Source organism: Brenneria roseae subsp. roseae, from assembly GCF_003115845.1.
GTDB classification, from domain to species: Bacteria; Pseudomonadota; Gammaproteobacteria; order Enterobacterales; family Enterobacteriaceae; genus Brenneria; species Brenneria roseae.
On the sequence record NZ_KZ819024.1, the window covers coordinates 65,716 to 86,323 of the forward strand.

Here is a 20,608-nt window from a genome sequence, read left to right on the forward strand (position 1 = left end):
AATATCACAGCCTCAGCCTAACCACTTATTCCAGCTCTGTTGTACCAGCTGTCGTTCGGCAACGAATCGGTTCTGACTGACCCGGCCCGATAATTCCTGTAATGCCAGATGGTGCAGCTCATTGCGCAGTGTGACATAGGCCAGTTTGAGCGCGCTCGCTTCGCTCTCCTCCATCACGCCATACTGCGCCATCAAGTCCAGAATGCGGACGTTATCCGACCAGCGGGTGAGGCGCGGTTCGTGTGCGGCATAACGCAGCACCAGATATTGTACGATAAACTCAATATCGGTAATGCCGCCGGCATCCGTCTTCAGATCAAACAGTGAACTGTCTTTGTTAGCCAGGTGTTGACGCATTTTTTCGCGCATTTCACGGACTTCCGTACGTAAGGCGTCCGCGTCACGTTCCCGACAAAGGATCGCGCGCCGAATAGATTCAAACTGCTGCTGTACGCCTGATTCACCATAAACCATACGCGCCCGCACCAAAGCCTGATGTTCCCAGGTCCAGGCCTCGTTACGCTGGTACTCATCAAACGCTTCAACGGTACTGACCAGCATGCCGGCCGCGCCCGATGGCCGTAGGCGGGCATCCACTTCATACAAAATGCCAGATGACGTCCGCGTACTGAACAGGTGCATCACACGCTGAGCCAGACGCAGATAAAATTGGCGGCCATCAATACTGCGCTCACCATCCGTCATCACATCGGCCGGACAATCAAGCAGAAAAACCAAATCAAGATCTGAACTGTAGCCAAGCTCCCAACCGCCCAATTTTCCGTAGGCGATAACCGCAAAGCCGCGGCCTTCACGCTGTTGCAGATGTGAAGGCTGACCATAGCGAGCCACCATTTGTCCCCATGCCTGTTGCACGACGGCAGCAATGATGGCTTCAGCCAGATAGGTTAAGTGATCGCTCACTTTCATTACGGGGAGCACGCCCGCAATATCCCCGGCAGCAATGCGCAACTGCTGCGCTTGTTTAAACTGGCGCACCGCCTCCAACTGCTGCTCTTCATCCTCTTCGGGTACTCGCATCAGGTACTGACGCAATTCGTCGGAATACGCATCCGGCGCGATCGGTTGGTACAGCGTCGCAGAATCGAGCAGTTCATCCAGCAGTAAGGGATAGCGGGCCAACTGGCTGGCCACCATGGGTGAGGCGGCACACAGCCGAATCAGCTGGGCCAGCGCGGCGCGCGACTCGAGTAACAATTCCAGATAGGTGGTACGCGTCATGATCCCCAGCAAGAGCGGGGTCAGCCGTGACAGAATGGTATCGGCTTCCTGACGGGCGCACACTTCCGCCAACAGATTCGGCATCAGTTGATCCAGGACATCCCGACCCCGCGGGCCGATCGTCCGCTTCGCGACGTCCTGACGAAACCCGATGATCTCATGCAGTAATTTCTCCCGTACCGGCTCGGTCAAATGCGGCGTTAGCAGCGCCAGATCGCTATCGTCCAATGTATCCTGCCACAGGCTGCTATAGCTGCCATAATCGGGAATATCATTGCTATCCGACGCATCGTCACCGATCAAGTCATTGAAAACACCGCGCACCGCCTGCATATGCCGCGATAATGTCTCCTGCAACGCGGTCCAATCGTTACATCCCATTCCCCACGCCAGCCGCTGCTGGTTCAGTTCATCATCGGGCAAGGTTTGGGTTTGCTCATCGGCAATCGCCTGCAACAAATTTTCCAGACGACGCAAAAACAGATAAGACTCGCTGAGCGCAATCACTTGCTCAGGGCCTAACAGCCCCAGCACGCCAATATGCTGAAGTGTAGGAAGCAGCGCACGCTGCTGTAGGCCGGGTTCGCGACCGCCGCGAATCAGTTGAAAGACCTGGGTGATAAATTCAATTTCACGAATGCCGCCGGCCCCTAATTTGATGTTGTTCCGTAAATCCCGGCGGCGGACTTCACGGGCAATCATACCCTTCATGTTCCGTAACGACTGGATCACGCTGAAATCAATGTAGCGCCGGAAAACAAAAGGCTTCAGGGTGCTGCGCAACTCCTGGCTGTAGGCGTCATCCATTCCCCCCAGCAGGCGTGCCTTGACCATAGCGTAGCGTTCCCAGTCACGCCCCTGTTCCTGATAATAATCTTCCATGGCTGCAAAACTGAGCACCAGCGGCCCACTGTCGCCAAAAGGACGCAAACGCATGTCAACGCGATAGACAAAACCATCCACCGTTGGCTGATCCAGCACTTTAATCAACCGCTGTCCCAATCGGGTAAAGAACTGGGCGTTATCCAGCTCACGCCGCCCTCCGTGCGTTTGGCCGTTTTCAGGGTAGGCAAAAATCAGGTCGATATCAGAAGAGAAATTCAGTTCACCCCCGCCCAGTTTCCCCATGCCGAGGATCAACAAGGGTTGAGGAACGCCCTGAGCATTACAAGGGGTTCCCCATTCACGGCAACATGCCTGATACAGCCAGTTTCTGGCGGCAACAATCAACGTTTCCGCCAGTTCGCTAAGCTGCTTGAGGGTTTGCTCGGTTGTACTGGTGCTAAGTATCTGTGACCAGGCAATCCGTACCAGAATCCGGCGGCGGAACTGGCGCAGCACGTTCATCAGCGCCGCTTCATCATTGACCTCCGCCAGCGCCGTATTCAACCAATCGGGGTAGTGCCGCCATTCCTCTGGCTGCGGTGGTTGCTGATGGAGCGCCTGCCACCAGTCGGGATGCATCGTCAGGGCGTCGCCGACAAAATCGCTTAACGCCAGGACCGCCAGATCGCACTCTGCGGCGGGAGCAAGATCGGGGAGCGTTTCCCGTAAGCGTAATAAAACCCGTTGAGACTGTTCCGCCAATAGTGCAGGTAATGATGGCAAAGGAAGTGTCGACATGGTGATTCCCTTGGTATGCCACCCACCATCATTGGCGGGTGAACGCAATTAACAATTAATTCCCGGCACTGTGTAACCAGAATGGTGATTGGGCCAGAGCTTGTTTGCGGCAGGTTTCCAGATAGGGTGACGGCGAGTGGTCGACGGTAAACTGCTCAATTGAGCGAATCAGTGCCCGCCAGCGTTCGATATATTCTTCCACCTGTTCTGTCGGATAAGCGCCCGACAGCAGATAAAAGGCCGAAATATTGCGATGCAGCCGGGGCAATTGCTGCTCGTATTGCACTTCGCTCAACGTGTTGTTGAACGTACTCCGCAGGTCGGCGGCGCTTCGGCTCAGCATAATATCGGCAAAACGTTTATAGGAGCCCTGCAACCGGATACGATCTTTGTTATCCATATAGGCGCGCCAGCCCGCATTGATCAACCAGGAAGTGAGCACCAGCTTACTTTGCAGATACTCCACGCTGTAGCACAGTGTTTCCGCATCGCCCTGCTCCTCAATTTTCGCCTCCAGATTGGTCAGCGCGGCCCGGAAAAGCGTCGTTACCTTACGGGAAACGAGCCCGCCAACCAGCACCAGCATCTCGCGAATCAGCGCGCTGGCCTGCGGCAACGCCTCGCGCGCGGCGGCATCGCCTCTGACCCAGAGCTCTTCATGATATTGCCAATGCGCCAACGCATACTCCAGCGCTGCATTGATCGCCTGATCGATATTGGTCTTGGGCTCTAGCGCCAGCACCGTGACAGGACGACACTCACGCGCCGGATTCCCTTTGGCAAGATGATATCCCCGTGCGGCCTTGCTGAGACTTCCCTGCCGCAATCCCCCAAAATCAGCAATTTCCTTCGCCAGTTCCAGCAGGTGTGTCGTCTGCCCGATTTTGAGTTCCATCTCCAGTTCGCAAAGCGGTTCACTCAGTTCGCCCGAACGAATCTCTCCACGGTCAAAGGCGATTTCAATAATGCTCTGGTAGTAAGTGATCACCCACTTTTCGCGCGTAAAGTCTGTACTGAACAGAGGGGCAAGCGACTGCTGCAATGCCGTCACATCACAATTTTCCGGCCAGATATCCGCAGGCAACAGGCTGAGATCCAGTTCTGCTTTTTCCAGCGCCACATTGTATTCCGGATGCTGATGCAATCCGCCGACCACTTTACCGGCAGTTTTCACCGTCATTTCATAGCGTTCATTCTCGCCACGAATCCGCAGACCAATCCCATTCTGACGCAGATAATTGTCAGCCGTTTCATAATAGGTATTCGTCAGCCGATGGGCCCGCAGATGTTCACTCTGGCTGTACTCATTCTGCCAGTCAGTCAGCTGTTTCAGCAGCGAATCAACGCTGTCAGGGTGAACGATAAACTTCAGTTCTATTTCTTCACTCATAACATTTACTATGCCCAATAGATTCCAGGATGCAGGAAGCCAACACGCCTGCAACTGAAAAGATGAAGGGGGTAACACCGGGTCAGCGCCAATTACGCCAGTAAATAACATTTTACTTCAGCTTGCCACTGTTACGGCACTCTCTCTTTTTCACCTGCGAACAGGCGCGCATTTCTTACCCGCCGTCAGGCTGGCATTTCAATCCTGACTACCGAAAAAAACCAGTAAAAACGCGGTATTCCGGCTTACCGGGCCGCGGTCGACCCAAGAGTAAGATAGTTCTCATTTCGGTTTAATTATTGCCTCGTCAGACTTAAGCCTCTACTATCAGCCCACAATTCACGCAACATGATGATCTTATGCAGAAATTATGCCTAATTTGTTTTACCTTGATGACCTTCACGCTGAGTTGGACTGCTCATGCTGAAGAAAAACGCTATGTTTCCGATGAGTTACTGACCTACATACACAGTGGCCCGGGTAACCAATATCGCATCGTCGGCACACTGAACGCCGGCGATCAGGTCACCGTACTCAGCGTCAATGAAGGGGCGGGTTACGCCCAAATTCGCGATGACAAAAACCGCACCAGTTGGATCCCGCTCGATCAGCTAAGCGAAACCCCCAGCCTGCGTACGCGCGTACCTGAACTGGAAAATCAGGTTAAAGACCTGACCGATAAACTGAATAATATTGACCAGAGCTGGAATCAGCGCACGACCGAGATGCAGCAAAAAGTGGCGGCCAGCGACGAAATTATCAATGGGCTACGTAACGAAAATCAGGATTTGAAAAATCAGCTGATCGTTGCCCAGAAAAAAGTCAGCGCCGCCAATGTTCAGCTTGATGACAAACAGCGCACGATCATTCTGCAATGGTTCATGTACGGCGGCGGGGTTGCCGGAGCGGGTCTGTTACTGGGCCTGTTGCTGCCGCATATTCTCCCGCGCAGAAAAAAGAACGATCGCTGGATGGGATAAAACCATCGCCGCCCAAACGCCGCTTAATCAATCATGCCTGCATACGCAGGCATTTTTACGTGCAGGCAATAATGTGAATCAAAGATGTTAATATGTAGTGAATATCATGCGCTACTTCAGGAGCCCGGCATTGAATATTTATCTTGTCGGCGGTGCTGTCCGGGACAGCCTGCTTAATTTACCCGTCACCGAGAAAGATTGGGTGGTTGTCGGTGCCACGCCGGAACAATTACTGGCACAAGGCTATCAACAGGTAGGAAAGGATTTTCCGGTCTTTCTGCATCCTGTCAGCCGTGACGAGTACGCACTGGCACGTACCGAGAGAAAATCGGGTCAAGGCTACACCGGTTTCGTCTGCCACGCCGAGCCAGACGTCACGCTGGAGCAAGACCTGCTGCGCCGGGATCTGACGATTAACGCCATCGCCCAAACCGAACAAGGGGAGCTGGTTGACCCTTACCATGGCCGTCGCGATTTGGACAATCGCCTGCTCCGCCACGTTTCCGACGCCTTCAGCGAAGATCCGTTAAGGGTTCTGCGCGTCGCCCGTTTCGCCGCCCGCTTCGCCTCTCTTGGCTTTCAGATTGCGGAAGAAACCATGGCGCTGATGCAAAGAATGACCCGGGAAGGAGAACTGGCCTATCTGACGCCTGAACGCGTCTGGAAAGAAACCGAAAAAGCGCTCGGCACCCGTTCGCCGCAGGTGTACTTTCAGGTGTTGCGCGACTGTGGAGCCCTTGCAGTGTTGTTCCCCGAAATCGATAAACTTTATGGCATCCCGGCACCGGCCAAATGGCATCCGGAAATTGATACCGGTATTCATACCCTGATGACGCTGGCGATGGCCGCCCGCCTCAGCCCGGATATCGACGTCCGTTTTGCCACACTGTGCCACGATCTGGGAAAAGGCCTGACCCCGCCAGAATTATGGCCCCGGCATCACGGCCACGGCCCCGCCGGCGTTCAACTGGTTGAGTCGCTGTGCCAACGCCTGCGCGTGCCTAACCACATACGGGATCTGGCAAAGCTGGTGGCGGAATACCACGATCTGATTCATACCGTCCAGATACTACAGCCCAAAACGTTGATGAAACTGTTTGACGCTATTGACGTCTGGCGCAAGCCACAGCGTCTGGGACAGCTGGCGATCGCCAGCGAGGCGGATGCCAGAGGCCGAACCGGCTTTGAAGAGAGCCCCTATCCGCAGGGAGATTATCTGCGTGACGCGTTTCGGGTGGTCAGTCGTGTCACCAGCGCGGACGTCGTCGCCGACGGTTATCAGGGAATTGAGGTTCGCAACGAGTTGTCTCGTCGTCGGACTAACGCGCTGGAACAGTGGAAAACGCAACAGCAGGACCACGCCTCCCCTACGGCATAACCGGCAAAAGGCCACGCACGCTGGTGGCCTGTTATCTCATCCGTTCAGGCTTACATAAACACCATGTACACCACCGCCGCCACAATAAAACGGTAAATAGCGAACGGGACGAAAGAGATGCGTTTAATAATTTGCAGGAAGGTTTTAATCGCGATCAACGCGACCACAAACGCCGTCACAAAGCCAACCGCAAACATCGGCAGATCCGCCAGCGACAGGAAATGCCAGCTTTTATAGAAATCCAGAACGGTCGCGCCCATCATCATGGGCACCGCCAAAATGAAAGAGAACTCTGATGCGGCGTAGCGGCTAACGCCCATCAGCATGCCGCCGGAAATGGTCGCGCCTGAACGGGAAAACCCAGGCCACAACGCCAGACACTGAAAGCAGCCGATCATGAATGCCTGACGATGCGTAATATCATCCAACCCGACTGACCGCGGCTGTTTCGGTTTTAACCATTCCGCAGCCAACAGCAGGAAGCCCCCGACGACCAACGCATACATCACATTTGGGGGGGTAAATAATGTTTTGATGACTGTATGGAAAACCAGACCAAGCACCACGGCCGGGATCATGGCCAACAGAATATGGGTCAGCTTCAAGCGGCCGGAAGTTTGCCCTTCATGCGGAACCTGGCCGAAATGAATCCCGATAAGCCCGAATAACCGACGCCAGAACACCACGACAACCGCAAGAATAGATCCCAACTGAATAATAACTTCGAAGGTTTTGGCTTTCTCGTCAGCGAAACCTAACCAGTGACCAACAATAATCATGTGCCCAGTCGAAGAAACGGGTAGAAACTCGGTCAACCCTTCAACCACCCCAAGAATAAACGCGATGAACAACGAATGCAGGTCTGCCATCTAAAATCCCTTGACTCTTGTTGTAAACAATGAAAAACACAACCCATAAAAAACGGCAACGCAATTTTCAACGTCGCTTGCGACGGCCCGTCATAAAAAAGCGGCTACGCTGCTGAGCGAGCCGCTATATTCCCGCCTGGAGCATGACGGGTATAAACGTTATAGACCTTTCAGGTTACCGTTTAGTTGCACGTAAATCAGTATTAATTAAGTCAAATCAGATTTATACCCGCCATCTGCAAATTGCACCCGGAGACGGGCAGAGTAGCCCGCCATAAATCTATTGGGATATCATCGCGTACCGCGCTCGATAATCACCCCGACCTGACGCGCCTGCGCTACCGCACCCGGCTTACCGACCTTGATACGTAACCAGGGGATCGGGAAACGCTGCATCAGGATCTGCGCCACCTCTTCAGCAACCCGTTCCACCAGCGCGAAACGTTGCCCGGCGACGTGCTCAATCACGGCCTCACTGACCTCGGCATAGCTCAGGCAGTCGTTAACATCATCGCTGGCCGCCGCCCGGCGATTATCCCATCCCATTTCGATATCGAACACCAGCTTCTGCTGAATGGTCTGTTCCCAGTCGTAAACACCAATGGTGGTTATGACGGTAAGTTCCTCAATAAATACGATATCCATCACGTCGTTCTCTGTTTTTGTCGTTGTCGGATACCACTTCCGACGGAATATGCGTATTATCCACAGATGCGAAGAGTAAAACGACTCCTATTAAACGGAACTGCGTTATGAGTGCAACCGCGCTTGGTATGATGTTAATCGCGTATCTGTGTGGCTCGATTTCCAGTGCGATTCTGGTGTGCCGAATCGCAGGGCTGCCGGATCCGCGCGAACATGGTTCGGGAAATCCTGGGGCCACCAACGTTCTGCGTATCGGTAGTAAAGCTGCCGCTGCCGCCGTACTGGTTTTTGATGTGCTGAAAGGCATGTTGCCCGTCTGGATGGCTTACGCGCTGGGCATTCCCCCGCTATATCTTGGTCTGACCGCTATCGCGGCCTGTCTGGGACATATCTATCCGATCTTTTTTCGCTTTCGCGGTGGAAAAGGGGTTGCCACTGCCTTCGGCGCCATTGCGCCTATCGGTTGGGATCTGACCGGTCTGATGACCGGAACCTGGTTACTTACCGTTCTGCTGAGCGGCTACTCATCCCTCGGGGCCATCATCAGCGCGCTGATTGCCCCATTCTACGTCTGGTGGTTTAAACCGCAGTTCACTTTTCCTGTCGCAATGCTGTCCTGTCTGATTTTAATGCGCCATCATGACAACATTCAGCGCCTGTGGCGCGGGCAGGAAGGGAAAATCTGGAATAAGCTCGGCAAGAAAAAGAAATCCGATGCCGACAAAAAAGACGAATGAAGAAGAGGCGGTATCGCCAGCCGGTAGTCACCTAAAAATGGGGACATTGGGCGTGATTTGGCTATAATGACCGCCACTCCATTTCAGGTTTGAAGAGAGAAGGAAACCGACATGAGTCTGAACAATGTCCCGGCGGGCAAAGATCTTCCGGAAGATATTTACGTAGTTATTGAAATCCCAGCTAATGCTGATCCGATCAAATACGAGATTGATAAAAACACCGGCGCTCTGTTTGTAGACCGTTTCATGTCTACCGCCATGTTCTACCCGTGCAACTATGGTTACATCAACCACACCCTGTCTCTGGATGGTGACCCGGTTGACGTATTGGTACCGACTCCGTATCCGTTACAGCCGGGTTCAGTGATTCGCTGCCGTCCAGTCGGCGTATTGAAAATGACTGACGAAGCAGGCGAAGATGCCAAACTGGTTGCCGTCCCGCACAGCAAACTGACCAAAGAATACGATCACATTAAAGACGTTAACGATCTGCCGGAACTGCTGCGCGCGCAGATCGGCCACTTCTTTGAACATTACAAAGATCTGGAAAAAGGCAAGTGGGTTAAAGTTGAAGGCTGGGATAACGCCGAAGCGGCCAAAGCAGAAATCGTCGCCTCCTTCGAACGCGCCAAGAACAAGTAAGCTGATTGATCCCCCGCGCTGTCGGGAATAACGGCAGAGAACATCCGTTATCCGCCGTCAAAAACACCGCCTTGCGCGGTGTTTTTTTATGACAGGCCGCGCCGCAAGCGACGTTGAAAAACGTTCCTGCGTTTTTTTATGACGGGCTATCCCTGCCCGTCCCCCTTCGAACCATCACGATATGGCGTTTCAGGGTTCTTCATCGCGTTTCAGCCAGTCCCCGCTGGTGATACGCGGTAATCCTTCCACCGAATGCTTATAAAGATAGATCCAGGCGCTCCCCAAAGGGGTCGGGATCAGCTCACGCTGGTACTCGTGGCCGTCTCGCTTTAACGCATCAAGCTCTGTCAATATTGATGAACTGATGCGATACACCTCGCAATGAATCTCCCCATCACCGGCAACCACCGCCGGATAATGGCCGAGATTATACAGCTCGTACCCGACGAGCTGACAATCTCCCAACCATTGGGCGTTGGTCATCCAGTGACTATTTCCCTGTTTGCGCCGTAAACTGCCGTAGACAATAATTCGCATCGCTAAAACTCAAACTGATAGAGCACATCTAATGCCTGGCTAACCCCAGACACCGCTTCCAAGTATAGCTTTGGCATTAAACGGTAACGCAACGTTAACGTTGCCAAAGAATCAAATATACCCACGCCATATTTGACTTGCAGGCCAGGAAGAACGTAACCGCTGACCACAACCTGAGAATTGTCGCCAACGCCCTGTGTATCCAGAGCTAAATTACTTACGCCAAAAGCCTCGCCGATTTTACCCACAACTTGACCACTTTGTGCAACCCCTAAACCAACCAACATCGATGTCATGGCAGAACTATCCGCGCCGCTGCTATCCAGACCTTGCCCGCGGAGCAGGTAGGACAAGGCTTCCTGCTGCGACATCGCAGGATCGGAGAAAACTTCGATTTTCGGCGCGCTTGCCATGCCGGTAACCCGGACGCCCGCCGTCACGTCATTTTCAGTATTGTCAGGATTACGGATCGCCTCAATGTTCAGCATAGGTTGATCCGGCGGACCGGAGAACTGTATCAGACCTTTACGGACAATCAGATCCTGCCCGTAAGCCTTGAAGCGGCCGGAAGGGATATCTATCTGGCCGTTTAAGCCCAGTCCCCGCTCATCCTGAACCATTTTCAGGTCGCCCTGCAAACGGGCGATCAGACCGAAAGCATCCAGCCGCACATCATTTCCGATACGGATAATCAGATTGCTGTTAATGGGGATAGATGTGGAAGCCTGCTCCAATGGCTGGCGTTGCGCATCCAGCAGCACTTCATCTGACGAAACGTCCACCGCACTTTCCGGCATATCCTTAACCACGATACGCGCCCAGGGGATACTGACCGAGCCGTTCAGTGCGAACAGCTGCGGCGTTGCCTCAAATACGATATCCGGCGAAACATCAAGACGCACCATCGGCGGCACCGTTACCCGCAACCGCTGGCCTTTTGCCGCAATACGCGCCCGCCAGGCGTCTGGCTGCGACCAGTCCGCGTTACCGCCCAGGTTCAACTGTCCGTTATCGGTTTTCAGAAATCCCTGCAAGGTGGAAGACATGCCGTTAAAACTCACCGCCAACCGGCCCGTGGTGAGATCAATCGGCATCCAACTCCCATCAATATCCAGTTTTTCCAATACCATTGGACCCAATATCTGAGGCCGTTCTGCATTTCCGGCCAGGCGCAGATTCGCATTCAGCAGCCCTTCCACTTTTTCCCCTTTTTGCAAAACCGGGTTAAGCAGCGCCAGAGAAATATTGTCAATGGTGATAGTCCCGCCAAGATTACGTCTTCCCTGCGGGTCGGTTACCTGAACATCACCACTGAACCGTCCGTTATCCCGAATGGCCATCAGCCAGCCGAGCTGCGCACGTCCACGGTCGAGACCGGCATTCAGCGTAAAGGTGTCAAACGCCACAGGCAGCGTGTTCCCTTGCACCTGCTGACGCACGCTAATATTGTTTCCCACCAGAGTGATTTTCGCCTGCGGCAGCCCCTGATCGGCCTGCCAACTGACATCTGCGCCGCCGCTAAATGTTCCTGACAACACCGTATCCGTACCCAGGAACGGCTTAATCATCGCCAAATCAAAGCGGTTCAGGCGGATGCTGGCCTGACCGCTCGGCCCGGCTTCAATGGTTTTCGGTACACAGAGTTCCGCATTCGGGTTGCGCCAGCAGTGCGTGCCGATGCTGACTTTTTGCGGTTCATTCTGATAATCCAGCGCGATTTCCTGTGTCAACCGCCATTCGCCAACCGGGGTATCAAACCGGGTATTGCTCAGTGAGCCGTGCCAGCGCTGCGCCTGACGATCGAAACTGCCAGACAGGGCCAATTGGCCGGAAACCGGTTCTCCCTGGAGATTCAAACGCAGCTGATGCTGTTTCTCGTTGCCTTCGGCATTCAACGTCAGCAAACCGATGTTCAGGCTATCCTGACGCAGCTGTTCAAGCCGAACCGCAAGTTTGCCCGCAATCTGTTGCGTTGAGGACGATGAATCGGAAGACGATGGTTCTGAACGGATGTCGCCATCGATCTTTATCTGGCTAATGGTCATCGCCTGCCAGCGCAGCCCCGACGCCGTGATATCCGCCAGAATCTGCGGTTCCCCCAAATCGCCGCGCAGCTTCAGGGTTCCCAACGCCCGACCGGCGAGGCCGGGCAGCATGCCGGTCAACGAGGGCGCATTGATGTCAGCATCCAGTTGCCACTTATCGTTCAAATCACCTTTGATATTCAGCTGGTTACGTCCCAGAGCCAGATTCAGCCCCGGTATTTGCCACTGGCCGGCCGCGTTCCCGCGCAGTTCGCCTCTGGCTGTCAGCTTGTTCTCCTTCACATTGCCATCCAGATGCAGTTCCGGCACCTGTAGCTGCCAACTCCCGCCATAAACGCTGCCGCGAGTGGTAATCTTACCGTCCACTTTGGCAGGCCACTCAGGCCACTGCTTGACGGTATTAATGCCGCTGATCAGCAGCTCGCTGCGCCAGCTGATGGCTTTGCTCCAGTCCACCACCGCGCTCAGATCGGCATTCCCCTGCAATGCCGCTATACGCAGGCGGGTCAGATTGAATTGCTGCACATTGCCTTTACCGTCCAGCAGCAACGTAGCCGGAGGCAAATCCGTTCCACGAATGTCACTGCGTAACGACAGCGCATAGTCCGTCGCTTTACCGTTGAATCGCAAACGCACATCATTTGCCTGATATTGCGCTTCCCCCGTCAGCGGCCAACGAACCTGTCCGCTTTCCAGCGTCAGCGCCAGGGGTAATCCCACTTCCGCCAGTTCGGTCTGCATCGTTAACTGCGCACGCTGCGGACCAGACAGATTCAGGGCCACGTTAAGCTGTTCGCGCAACCCGCCGTCTACCGTCAGCTTGAGTTTTTCGCCCTTCAGCGGATCAATATTCAGTACGCTATTTGCCGACAGTGATACCGGCCAATTTTCGCTGAGCGTCGCCTCGCCCCGCACATTGAGTCCGCCCTGTGGCGATTGAACCACCAGCCGATCCAGACGCAGATGCTGATTTTGCGTTGAAGCCTGAATCATCAGGTCAGAAATCAGAATGTCCTGATCGCCCGTCAGTCGCAGCTGTTCCCCGTGGATTTCTGGAATATTCAAATCCAGCGGCAATGTGAACTGCGGTAAATCCGGCAGAAGCGGTTTGGAGAACAGTTCCGTCAGGCGCTCACCCAACGGTTGTTCCGGCGGCGTCGGTTCCTGACTGGCTGACTTATCCGCCGGCTGGGCCGGCGCACCCGGAAGGGTTTTATCAATCTGAATGGTTTGCGAGGTTCCATTCTCAACCGATTCGCGTACCGTTGCAGCCGTTTCCTTCACCGCTGCGGCGACTTCGGCCGCCGTCACTTTTCCATCTTCCAGCACATCAACCGGCGTCTTCGGTAATGCGATCAAAAGCGCGCTGATTTGGGTTGGCAACAGCGTGAACGCCCGTTCTTTCCACTGCATGCCCGTGCGGAACGATCCCAGCGAAATGGCCGTGTCATCCACGGTCACCTTCACGTTATCCAGCGTCAGCCGATTGAGCGAAATAGGGAACGGCGTGGACAATTCCGTCAGTGGCTCACTGGGCGCGGCCGGCTCTTCTGTCGCAGGGAGCGCCGCGGTATCTACCACCACGTCCACATCTTTTGCCGACAGGTCGTTAATGCAAATCTGGCTTTTTCGCAAACAGCCAGGCGCCAGCGATAAATGGAACGTCCCCGCTTTCACCGTTACGCCCGGCATCTGATAGCTGACCTGACTGAGCGTCAAATCGCGCCAGCCGCCGCTGACATTCGCAATATCCAGACCCGGAACAAAACGCGCCGCACCGTTCAACAACAGGTGCAAACCCGGCGTTGTCCCTACCAGCAAGGCCAGCGAGATCAGGATTAACAACAGGAAAGCACTAATGCCGATGCCCAGTTTTTTAAGCCACTTTCCACTTTTCTTTTTGCTCACTTCGCGTGTTGAAGCGTCATCTTGTGTCGAGGGTTTATTCTCTTTCATCTCTGTCATAATTCAGGCCCCAACGCGATATAGAACTGCACGCCATGTTTTTCAGGATCGCCTACAGGCGTGGCAATATCGAACTTTACCGGGCCAATCGGGGATGACCAGCGAACACCGATACCGGCCCCCGTTTTGAAATCGTTTTGCTTGATGTCATTCACCGCTTCGCCGGAATCGACAAACACGGCGCCCCACCATTTTCCGGTCACGTTGTACTGATACTCCAGCGATCCGGTCGCCAGTTTGGACGCCCCGGTCAGTTTGCCGTCGCTGTCCCGCGGTGAAACCGATTTGTATTTATAGCCGCGAATACTACGATCGCCGCCCGCGAAGAAACGCAGCGAAGGGGGAACGCGGGAAAAGCTATTGGTTTCAATCCACCCCAGATTGCCACGGGCAACAAAGCGGTGTTTCTCCGCCAGCGTTCTGATCCAGACGTTTTGTGCCTGAAAAACCACGAAATCAATATCCGATCCCCACAGGGTGTCGGAAACATCGATCGAATAGCGCTGAGTGTCACCCCATACCGGCATCAGCCCGCCGCGCTGGCGGGTTCGATTAATGCTAACGCCGGGATAAAGCAACATGGTGGTATCGGTCACGCTCCCCTGCGTAAAGTGGTCAAGGCTCCAGCGCATGTTGATCGCCCGCTGCCAGCCGCTGGAGAGATCCCAGTAGCGCGCCACATTCAGCGTGGTTGAATCGGATTGCGTGTCATTAAGGTCTTCCCGCTTAAAGCCGCCCTGTAACAGGTAATACTGTTCCAACGGGTTCTTCAATAACGGGATTTTGTAACTCAGATCGAGCGACTGTTCCGGCGCCGAAACGCTCAGACTGCTCGAGAGGCTATGGCCGCGTGAGTTGAGCCAGGGTTTATTCCAGGTCGTTTTAAAGCGAGGTCCCACATCTGTCGCATATCCTACCCCGGTTTCCACCTGATTACGGGTTCGCGGCGTGACGACCGCTTCCAGTGGCAGGATCTTGGTCGTTTTCGATTGTTCAAAATCAGGCGAAACCACCACGGAATTGAACCAGCCCGTCGCGGACAGACGGCGATTTAATTCGCCCAGTTCTTCACTACTGTAAGGGTCGCCAGTGTGGAATGGCACCAGATTTTGCAGATAATCGTCGCGGATTTGCGCACCCTGAAACTTCACCGCCCCAAAGCGGTAACGTTCACCACTGTCATAGTCGATGTCCCAGAATGCCTTTCTCTCTTCGCGCATAATCCCCAGTTGGCTGCGCTGAAAACGAGCATCAAAATACCCTTTACGCAGGGAGAGATTATTCAGCCCGCTTTTAAAGCTATCATAATCACCGTGGTTCAATACCGAACCGATCGCCGGGAGATCGTCCCGCAGCCGCTGTTGATAATCGCTATCGTCGCGAGCGCCGCCGCGCAAATCTACATTCACTTCGGCTATCCTGACCGGTTCGCCGGGGGCCACGCTGGCAATCAGAACCGGCCGTCCACCGTTGACCGCAGGTCTGAATTCAAAGGCGATTTGTGGATCGTAATAGCCTAATGCCCGCAGTCCCTGACGAATCGCCTCATCAACCCTGGCACGAAAGCGCCCATCGGCGTTAACTTCATCAACCGCAATGGTGGATAAGCGCGCCCGCACATTTTTTTGCAGCGCGCCTTCCAGTCCCGTTACCTGTAAACGGACATTGGCGGCGTAAGTCGCCGGTGCAAATAGCAATACGCCCAATAAACCGAATGCGCACAATAGGCCGAAGGTACGATACCGTGGCACACCAAAGCCAGAAAGGCTGTGTTTTTGTCCTGTAAGAATGGTCACTTAGCTCCCTGATTACATCAATCTGTCACACCAAATCTATAGCATGACTTTTATAACATCGCCGCTTTAGCATCGGTTTTATCACCGCGTTCGACCGCACTGACCAGAGAATGAAACCCGCCGCCAGCAACGGTAGACATGGCATGGCCTATTAAGGTTAGCGATAAATGCTGGTATTTTCCCTTAAAAATAGATTTAAACCTGCAAACATTAAAATGCAGCATTATAGGTAAACACTACCTTAACATTAAACACCCCCGGCTTATAAAGACAGCGCAAAACTTCTCAGTTATGCTCTAAACACGACATTATCCAGATACCATGATATCTACCGCTATACCGGGAGCTGACAAAGTGACATTTCATGCCGATAAAACGTTGCGAATAAAATCCTCTGACGCCTTGCCTGGACGAACAACACCGATGCCAGTCGCCAGACTGCATGCGGTCAACGAACACTCAATGACGCATGTTCCAGATAATATGGATGTCGCCCTTTTTGCCATGGGGTGTTTCTGGGGAGTCGAGCGTCTGTTCTGGCAGCAGCCCGGTGTCTACAGCACCGCGGCGGGCTATACCGGTGGCTACACGCCTAATCCGACTTATCGGGAGGTTTGCAGTGGAAAAACCGATCACGCTGAAGCGGTGCGGGTGGTTTTCGATCCAGCGGTAATCAGCTACCCCCAGCTACTGACGCTATTCTGGGAAAACCACGATCCCGCCCAGGGAATGCGGCAGGGAGGAGATATCGGCACCCAGTATCGCTCGGGTATTTATACGCTGACGCCAGAACAAGAAGAGGCCGCTCAGGAAAGTTACCGGCAATTCCAGCAGGCAATGAAAGCGAGTGGCGATAACCGGACCATCAGTACCGAAATCGCGCCTGCGGGTCCTTTCTACTATGCCGAGGACGAGCATCAGCAATATCTGTACAAAAATCCCGACGGCTACTGCGGATTAGGCGGTATCGGGGTTTGCCTGCCGCCTCAACGCTGATCTCTGGCGGTACTTTCACCACTCCTGTTATACTGCGCACGTTATACCAATAGATTTCAAGCTGCCGGAAAACCAACTCGCCGGCATCTTGAAAGATGATGGATATATTTAATTTAAATAATTTGGGCAGACTTCCTGCCCTGTTAGCGGCTTGCTATGCGTTATCTGAAATGATCTACCTTTCTGAGGATCGCCGGCTCCCTTTCAGAGCCAATGCGAAAAAACCATGTTAAACAGTCTATTACTGATAATTTTTCTTATTGCCGTCAGTGCATTTTTCTCAATGTCCGAAATATCGCTGGCTGCGTCACGTAAAATAAAACTTAAATTGATGGCCGATGAGGGGAACCTCAACGCCGACCTGGTATTAAAGTTTCAGGAAACACCGGGTATTTTCTTTACTGTTATTCAAATTGGCGTTAATGCCGTCGCCATTCTGGCGGGTATTATTGGTGATGCCGCATTCTCACCCACGTTTTTCGTTTTGTTTGAACAGTTCATGTCCCCTGAGGCAGCCGATAAAGTCAGCTTTATCTGTTCATTCGTACTGGTCACCAGCCTGTTTATTCTGTTTGGCGATCTCACGCCGAAACGCATCGGTATGATTGCACCGGAAGCCGTCGCTATCCGCATAATCAACCCCATGCGCTTCTGCCTGTTTATCTTCCGTCCGATGGTCTGGTTTTTCAACGGCCTGGCAAACATGATCTTCCGTTTACTGAAATTGCCCATGGTGCGTAAAGACGACATCACTTCTGATGATATCTACGCCGTGGTCGAAGCCGGCGCGCTGGCCGGTGTGCTGCGTAAACAGGAACATGAGCTGATTGAAAACGTATTTGAGCTTGAATCACGCACGGTTCCCTCTTCCATGACCTCACGTGAAAGCGTCGTCTTCTTCGATTTGCATGAAGCGGAAGAGCAAATCAAAGAGAAGATTGCCGAACAGCCGCACTCAAAATTCCTGGTTTGCGACGGCCACATCGATCAGATTGTCGGCTATGTCGATTCAAAAGACCTGCTGAACCGGGTTCTGGGCAACCAGAGCCTTGAGTTGCACAGCGGCGTGCAGATTCGTCCTGCGCTCATCGTGCCCGATACGCTCACGCTCTCTGAAGCGTTGGAAAGTTTTAAAACCGCTGGTGAAGATTTCGCCGTCATTCTGAATGAGTATGCGCTGGTGGTCGGTATTATTACGCTGAACGATGTCATGACCACGCTCATGGGAGATCTGCTCGGACAGGGACTGGAAGAACAGATTGTTGCCCGTGACGAGAATTCCTGGTTAATCGAAGGCGGCACACCGATAGAAGATGTGATGCGTGCCTTGAATATCGATGATTTCCCTCATTCGGGCAACTATGAAACCATCGGCGGCTTCATGATGTACACGCTGCGCAAGATCCCGAAACGCACGGATTTTGTCCGCTTCTCCGGTTATAAATTCGAAGTGGTGGATATTGATAGCTATAAGATCGATCAGCTGCTGGTCACGCGTCTGGAAGAACGCCCAAACGCCGCGAAAACCGAAGAGATAAAAGAAGAGAAGCGATAAACCGACCGGCGGTGCCCGCCATAAAAAAACGCAGGGGCGTTTTTCAACGTCGCGTAGTGACGGGCAGGATAGCCCGTCATAAAAAAACGCAGGAGCGTTTTTCAACGTCACGTAGTGGCGGCCCGCAGGGTGGCGGGCAGGATAGCCCGTCATAAAAAATACCCGCCTGATAAGCGGGTATGTGTCAAATAACCTGATAATACGTGTCAGCAACCTGCTGGAACGATGCCCGTTATCCCATTTCGGCCTGTAGCCTGATGACCTGACGGTTCACTTCAGACATGACCAGCAAATGCTGTTTATCCTGTTTTTTCGGCAGTAAAATTTTGCCGTAGTCGAACTCAAAAGCACCAACTCCCTTGATATACAACCGCCCGCGAAACAAGGTTTTCACATACTTGGCGACTTTCATAGGGTTGTAACGTTCGAAGATCTTCATTGTTTTTACTCTCCTCCCGCTTTATTTTTCTACGCGTTTCCTCTCGCCAAAATGGGGACAGGGTTAAGCGCGCTAATAAATATCGGATACGTTAGTTAGTGTCGTGGAATCGTGTTTAGTTCCCACCAATATAGTATCCCTAACTGCTTTTACACATTTTTACAGAACAATTTTAAATTAATCAGCTTAGTGTCAGTATAAACCTTCAAAAAGTAGGTGTTTGTGCCCTCTGGCACAAACTGACTCTCAAATCGCAGGACAGACCTGTTTCCTGGCTCTACGCTTATTCCAAAGCCTGACATCGAATCAGGCCAATCCCTGCTAAGGAAACACTATGATAAAACTCCGTCATCTCTGCATCGCATTAGGTTTTATTCCGTTGCTGGCCTCCGCTCACAATCTTCAATCCGGACAGTCGATCCCGCCCGTTGGCGTCGCTGACCGGGGTGAACTTCAGTACCAGGATAATAAGTTTAGCTATAAAAACTGGAATAGCGCGCAGCTGCCGGGCAAAGTGCGGGTGGTGCAACATATCGCCGGGAGGACATCGGCCAAAGAAATGAATGATCCGCTGATGACCGCGCTAAAGGCCGCCAATCTAGCACGCGAATATTACCAAACGACGACAATCGTCAATACCGATGACGCCATTATCGGTACCAGCATGTTTGTCCGTAGCAGCCTCGAAGATAATAAAAAGGCGTACCCCTGGTCGCAGTTCATTGTGGACGGCCAGGGGTACGTGCGTAAGGCCTGGCAACTGGAGCCCGCAAGCTCGGCCATCATCGTACTGGATAAGCGGGGTAACGTTCGCTTTGTCAAAGACGGCGCCCTGAGCGGGCAGGAAGTGCAGCAGGTCATATCCCTGCTGCATCAGTTGCTGAATGAAAAATAGCGGTATTCAGAACAGCGATACGCGAAAGCCGGGGTTCAGGAACGATTCACGCGGCGAGTAAGACAAGGGTTTTCCCTGCCAGTCATGAATCTGCGCCCCGGCGGCCACGGCAACCGCATGCCCGGCGGCCGTATCCCAGATATTGGTAGGCCCGAAGCGGGGATAAAGCTGGGCCTTTCCTTCCGCAACCAGACAGAATTTCAGTGACGAACCGATTTCAACGGTCTGATGTTCCCCCAACTGACTGAGGTAATCCTTCAATTCCTGATCCGTATGGGAACGGCTGACCACAACCAACGGCGGACGCGCGTCCTGAACATGAATCTGACGACGCTCACCCTGCTCTTCTTTCCAGGCTTTACCTTCCGCGGCGGAATACATCACATCGGTTACCGGGACATACACCACGCCCAGTACCGCCTGCCCATTTTCGATCAGAGCAATATTTACCGTAAATTCACCGTTGCGGTTGAGAAATTCTTTAGTGCCATCCAGTGGATCAACCAACCAATAGCGCTGCCAATGCTGGCGTTCCGGCCACTGCGGCGGATCCTCTTCCGACAGTAACGGGATATCGGGAAATGCCGCCGCCAACCCTTCACGGATAACCTGATGGGCAGCCAGATCGGCCGCCGTCACCGGCGAATTATCCTTTTTATGCGTGACTTCAGTGGGCTGATGTCCCTCATAAACCCGCATAATGGCAGCGCCAGCATCGCGGGCCAGTCGGCAAATATGTTCTAGCATTTTCTACCTCATCGTTACGGGTTAGATACAGAGTAACGGATGCCGATATGTCACTCAGGCTTCCCCCTCGTACTCATTATACAACTGTGAGCTCACTTACGATTATTGCCGTTATTCTATGTCATCG

Annotated in this window: 16 protein-coding genes; 7 read left to right on the top strand and 9 right to left on the bottom strand. The window is 53.3% G+C overall.

Annotated elements, in window-relative coordinates:
* Positions 1-12: 12 nt before the first annotated feature.
* Both glnE and DDT52_RS04630 read right to left on the bottom strand, forming a co-directional pair.
* On the bottom strand, positions 13-2,865 hold the full coding sequence (glnE, locus tag DDT52_RS04625) for a bifunctional [glutamate--ammonia ligase]-adenylyl-L-tyrosine phosphorylase/[glutamate--ammonia-ligase] adenylyltransferase (RefSeq protein WP_136155333.1): 2,853 nt from the start codon (positions 2,863-2,865) through the stop codon (positions 13-15).
* 55 nt (positions 2,866-2,920) lie between these two features.
* The gene (locus DDT52_RS04630) at positions 2,921-4,255 is read right to left on the bottom strand and encodes a CYTH domain-containing protein (protein ID WP_136155334.1); all 1,335 of its coding nucleotides are present in this window, start codon (positions 4,253-4,255) and stop codon (positions 2,921-2,923) included.
* A 359-nt stretch (positions 4,256-4,614) separates the two neighbouring features.
* Between DDT52_RS04630 and DDT52_RS04635 the strand changes: the two genes are divergently transcribed.
* Positions 4,615-5,235: a TIGR04211 family SH3 domain-containing protein gene (locus DDT52_RS04635; RefSeq protein ID WP_109052605.1), complete on the top strand. Its 621-nt coding sequence runs from the start codon at positions 4,615-4,617 to the stop codon at positions 5,233-5,235.
* 130 nt (positions 5,236-5,365) lie between these two features.
* Positions 5,366-6,613, top strand: coding sequence for a multifunctional CCA addition/repair protein (locus DDT52_RS04640; protein WP_136155335.1), 1,248 nt, complete (start codon positions 5,366-5,368; stop codon positions 6,611-6,613).
* A 50-nt stretch (positions 6,614-6,663) separates the two neighbouring features.
* Here the strand turns inward: DDT52_RS04640 and bacA are convergent, their stop codons facing one another.
* Together bacA and folB are read right to left on the bottom strand one after the other, a co-directional pair.
* Positions 6,664-7,482 carry an undecaprenyl-diphosphate phosphatase gene (gene bacA, locus DDT52_RS04645; protein ID WP_136155336.1) on the bottom strand — a complete coding sequence of 273 codons (819 nt, stop codon included), beginning with the start codon at positions 7,480-7,482 and terminating at the stop codon, positions 6,664-6,666.
* Between the two features lie 291 nt (positions 7,483-7,773).
* Positions 7,774-8,127: a bifunctional dihydroneopterin aldolase/7,8-dihydroneopterin epimerase gene (gene folB / locus DDT52_RS04650; RefSeq protein ID WP_109052602.1), complete on the bottom strand. Its 354-nt coding sequence runs from the start codon at positions 8,125-8,127 to the stop codon at positions 7,774-7,776.
* Positions 8,128-8,234: 107 nt separating this feature from the next.
* On the opposite strand from folB, the gene plsY reads away from it, so the two are divergent.
* Positions 8,235-8,864 carry a glycerol-3-phosphate 1-O-acyltransferase PlsY gene (plsY, locus tag DDT52_RS04655; RefSeq protein ID WP_136155337.1) on the top strand — a complete coding sequence of 210 codons (630 nt, stop codon included), beginning with the start codon at positions 8,235-8,237 and terminating at the stop codon, positions 8,862-8,864.
* Between the two features lie 111 nt (positions 8,865-8,975).
* Positions 8,976-9,506 (top strand): inorganic diphosphatase, encoded by a 531-nt coding sequence (gene ppa, locus DDT52_RS04660; RefSeq protein WP_136155338.1) that lies wholly within the window; start codon positions 8,976-8,978, stop codon positions 9,504-9,506.
* A 189-nt stretch (positions 9,507-9,695) separates the two neighbouring features.
* Here the strand turns inward: ppa and DDT52_RS04665 are convergent, their stop codons facing one another.
* From DDT52_RS04665 to tamA, 3 genes are read right to left on the bottom strand one after another with little or no spacing between them, the layout of a single operon-like run.
* Positions 9,696-10,043 (bottom strand): gamma-glutamylcyclotransferase family protein, encoded by a 348-nt coding sequence (locus tag DDT52_RS04665; RefSeq protein ID WP_109052599.1) that lies wholly within the window; start codon positions 10,041-10,043, stop codon positions 9,696-9,698.
* Between the two features lie 2 nt (positions 10,044-10,045).
* Positions 10,046-14,053, bottom strand: coding sequence for an autotransporter assembly complex protein TamB (gene tamB, locus DDT52_RS04670; protein ID WP_136155339.1), 4,008 nt, complete (start codon positions 14,051-14,053; stop codon positions 10,046-10,048).
* Positions 14,050-15,777, bottom strand: coding sequence for an autotransporter assembly complex protein TamA (tamA, locus tag DDT52_RS04675; protein ID WP_247595489.1), 1,728 nt, complete (start codon positions 15,775-15,777; stop codon positions 14,050-14,052). Before tamA ends, tamB begins: the two co-directional genes overlap by 4 nt.
* A 426-nt stretch (positions 15,778-16,203) precedes the next feature.
* On the opposite strand from tamA, the gene msrA reads away from it, so the two are divergent.
* Together msrA and paeA are read left to right on the top strand one after the other, a co-directional pair.
* Entirely contained in the window at positions 16,204-16,845 is a 642-nt protein-coding gene (gene msrA, locus DDT52_RS04680; RefSeq protein WP_425591534.1) for a peptide-methionine (S)-S-oxide reductase MsrA, read from the top strand.
* Between the two features lie 226 nt (positions 16,846-17,071).
* Positions 17,072-18,400 (top strand): polyamine export protein PaeA, encoded by a 1,329-nt coding sequence (paeA, locus tag DDT52_RS04685; RefSeq protein WP_136155341.1) that lies wholly within the window; start codon positions 17,072-17,074, stop codon positions 18,398-18,400.
* A gap of 232 nt (positions 18,401-18,632) precedes the next feature.
* Here the strand turns inward: paeA and DDT52_RS04690 are convergent, their stop codons facing one another.
* Positions 18,633-18,839: a DUF1107 domain-containing protein gene (locus DDT52_RS04690; RefSeq protein ID WP_109052595.1), complete on the bottom strand. Its 207-nt coding sequence runs from the start codon at positions 18,837-18,839 to the stop codon at positions 18,633-18,635.
* A gap of 334 nt (positions 18,840-19,173) precedes the next feature.
* Between DDT52_RS04690 and DDT52_RS04695 the strand changes: the two genes are divergently transcribed.
* Positions 19,174-19,734, top strand: coding sequence for a YtfJ family protein (locus tag DDT52_RS04695; protein WP_136155342.1), 561 nt, complete (start codon positions 19,174-19,176; stop codon positions 19,732-19,734).
* A gap of 6 nt (positions 19,735-19,740) precedes the next feature.
* Here DDT52_RS04695 and cysQ read toward each other — a convergent pair whose 3' ends face one another.
* Positions 19,741-20,481 (bottom strand): 3'(2'),5'-bisphosphate nucleotidase CysQ, encoded by a 741-nt coding sequence (gene cysQ / locus DDT52_RS04700; protein ID WP_136155343.1) that lies wholly within the window; start codon positions 20,479-20,481, stop codon positions 19,741-19,743.
* Positions 20,482-20,608: the final 127 nt, after the last annotated feature.

What these genes read in the sequence shown, in the direction of transcription:
- glnE (WP_136155333.1), bottom strand. Translation starts at nt 2,865, where the DNA reads ATGTCGACACTTCCTTTGCCATCATTACCTGCACTATTGGCGGAACAG.
- DDT52_RS04630 (WP_136155334.1), bottom strand. Translation starts at nt 4,255, where the DNA reads ATGAGTGAAGAAATAGAACTGAAGTTTATCGTTCACCCTGACAGCGTT.
- DDT52_RS04635 (WP_109052605.1), top strand. Translation starts at nt 4,615, where the DNA reads ATGCAGAAATTATGCCTAATTTGTTTTACCTTGATGACCTTCACGCTG.
- bacA (WP_136155336.1), bottom strand. Translation starts at nt 7,482, where the DNA reads ATGGCAGACCTGCATTCGTTGTTCATCGCGTTTATTCTTGGGGTGGTT.
- folB (WP_109052602.1), bottom strand. Translation starts at nt 8,127, where the DNA reads ATGGATATCGTATTTATTGAGGAACTTACCGTCATAACCACCATTGGT.
- plsY (WP_136155337.1), top strand. Translation starts at nt 8,235, where the DNA reads ATGAGTGCAACCGCGCTTGGTATGATGTTAATCGCGTATCTGTGTGGC.
- ppa (WP_136155338.1), top strand. Translation starts at nt 8,976, where the DNA reads ATGAGTCTGAACAATGTCCCGGCGGGCAAAGATCTTCCGGAAGATATT.
- DDT52_RS04665 (WP_109052599.1), bottom strand. Translation starts at nt 10,043, where the DNA reads ATGCGAATTATTGTCTACGGCAGTTTACGGCGCAAACAGGGAAATAGT.
- tamB (WP_136155339.1), bottom strand. Translation starts at nt 14,053, where the DNA reads ATGACAGAGATGAAAGAGAATAAACCCTCGACACAAGATGACGCTTCA.
- paeA (WP_136155341.1), top strand. Translation starts at nt 17,072, where the DNA reads ATGTTAAACAGTCTATTACTGATAATTTTTCTTATTGCCGTCAGTGCA.
- DDT52_RS04690 (WP_109052595.1), bottom strand. Translation starts at nt 18,839, where the DNA reads ATGAAGATCTTCGAACGTTACAACCCTATGAAAGTCGCCAAGTATGTG.
- DDT52_RS04695 (WP_136155342.1), top strand. Translation starts at nt 19,174, where the DNA reads ATGATAAAACTCCGTCATCTCTGCATCGCATTAGGTTTTATTCCGTTG.
- cysQ (WP_136155343.1), bottom strand. Translation starts at nt 20,481, where the DNA reads ATGCTAGAACATATTTGCCGACTGGCCCGCGATGCTGGCGCTGCCATT.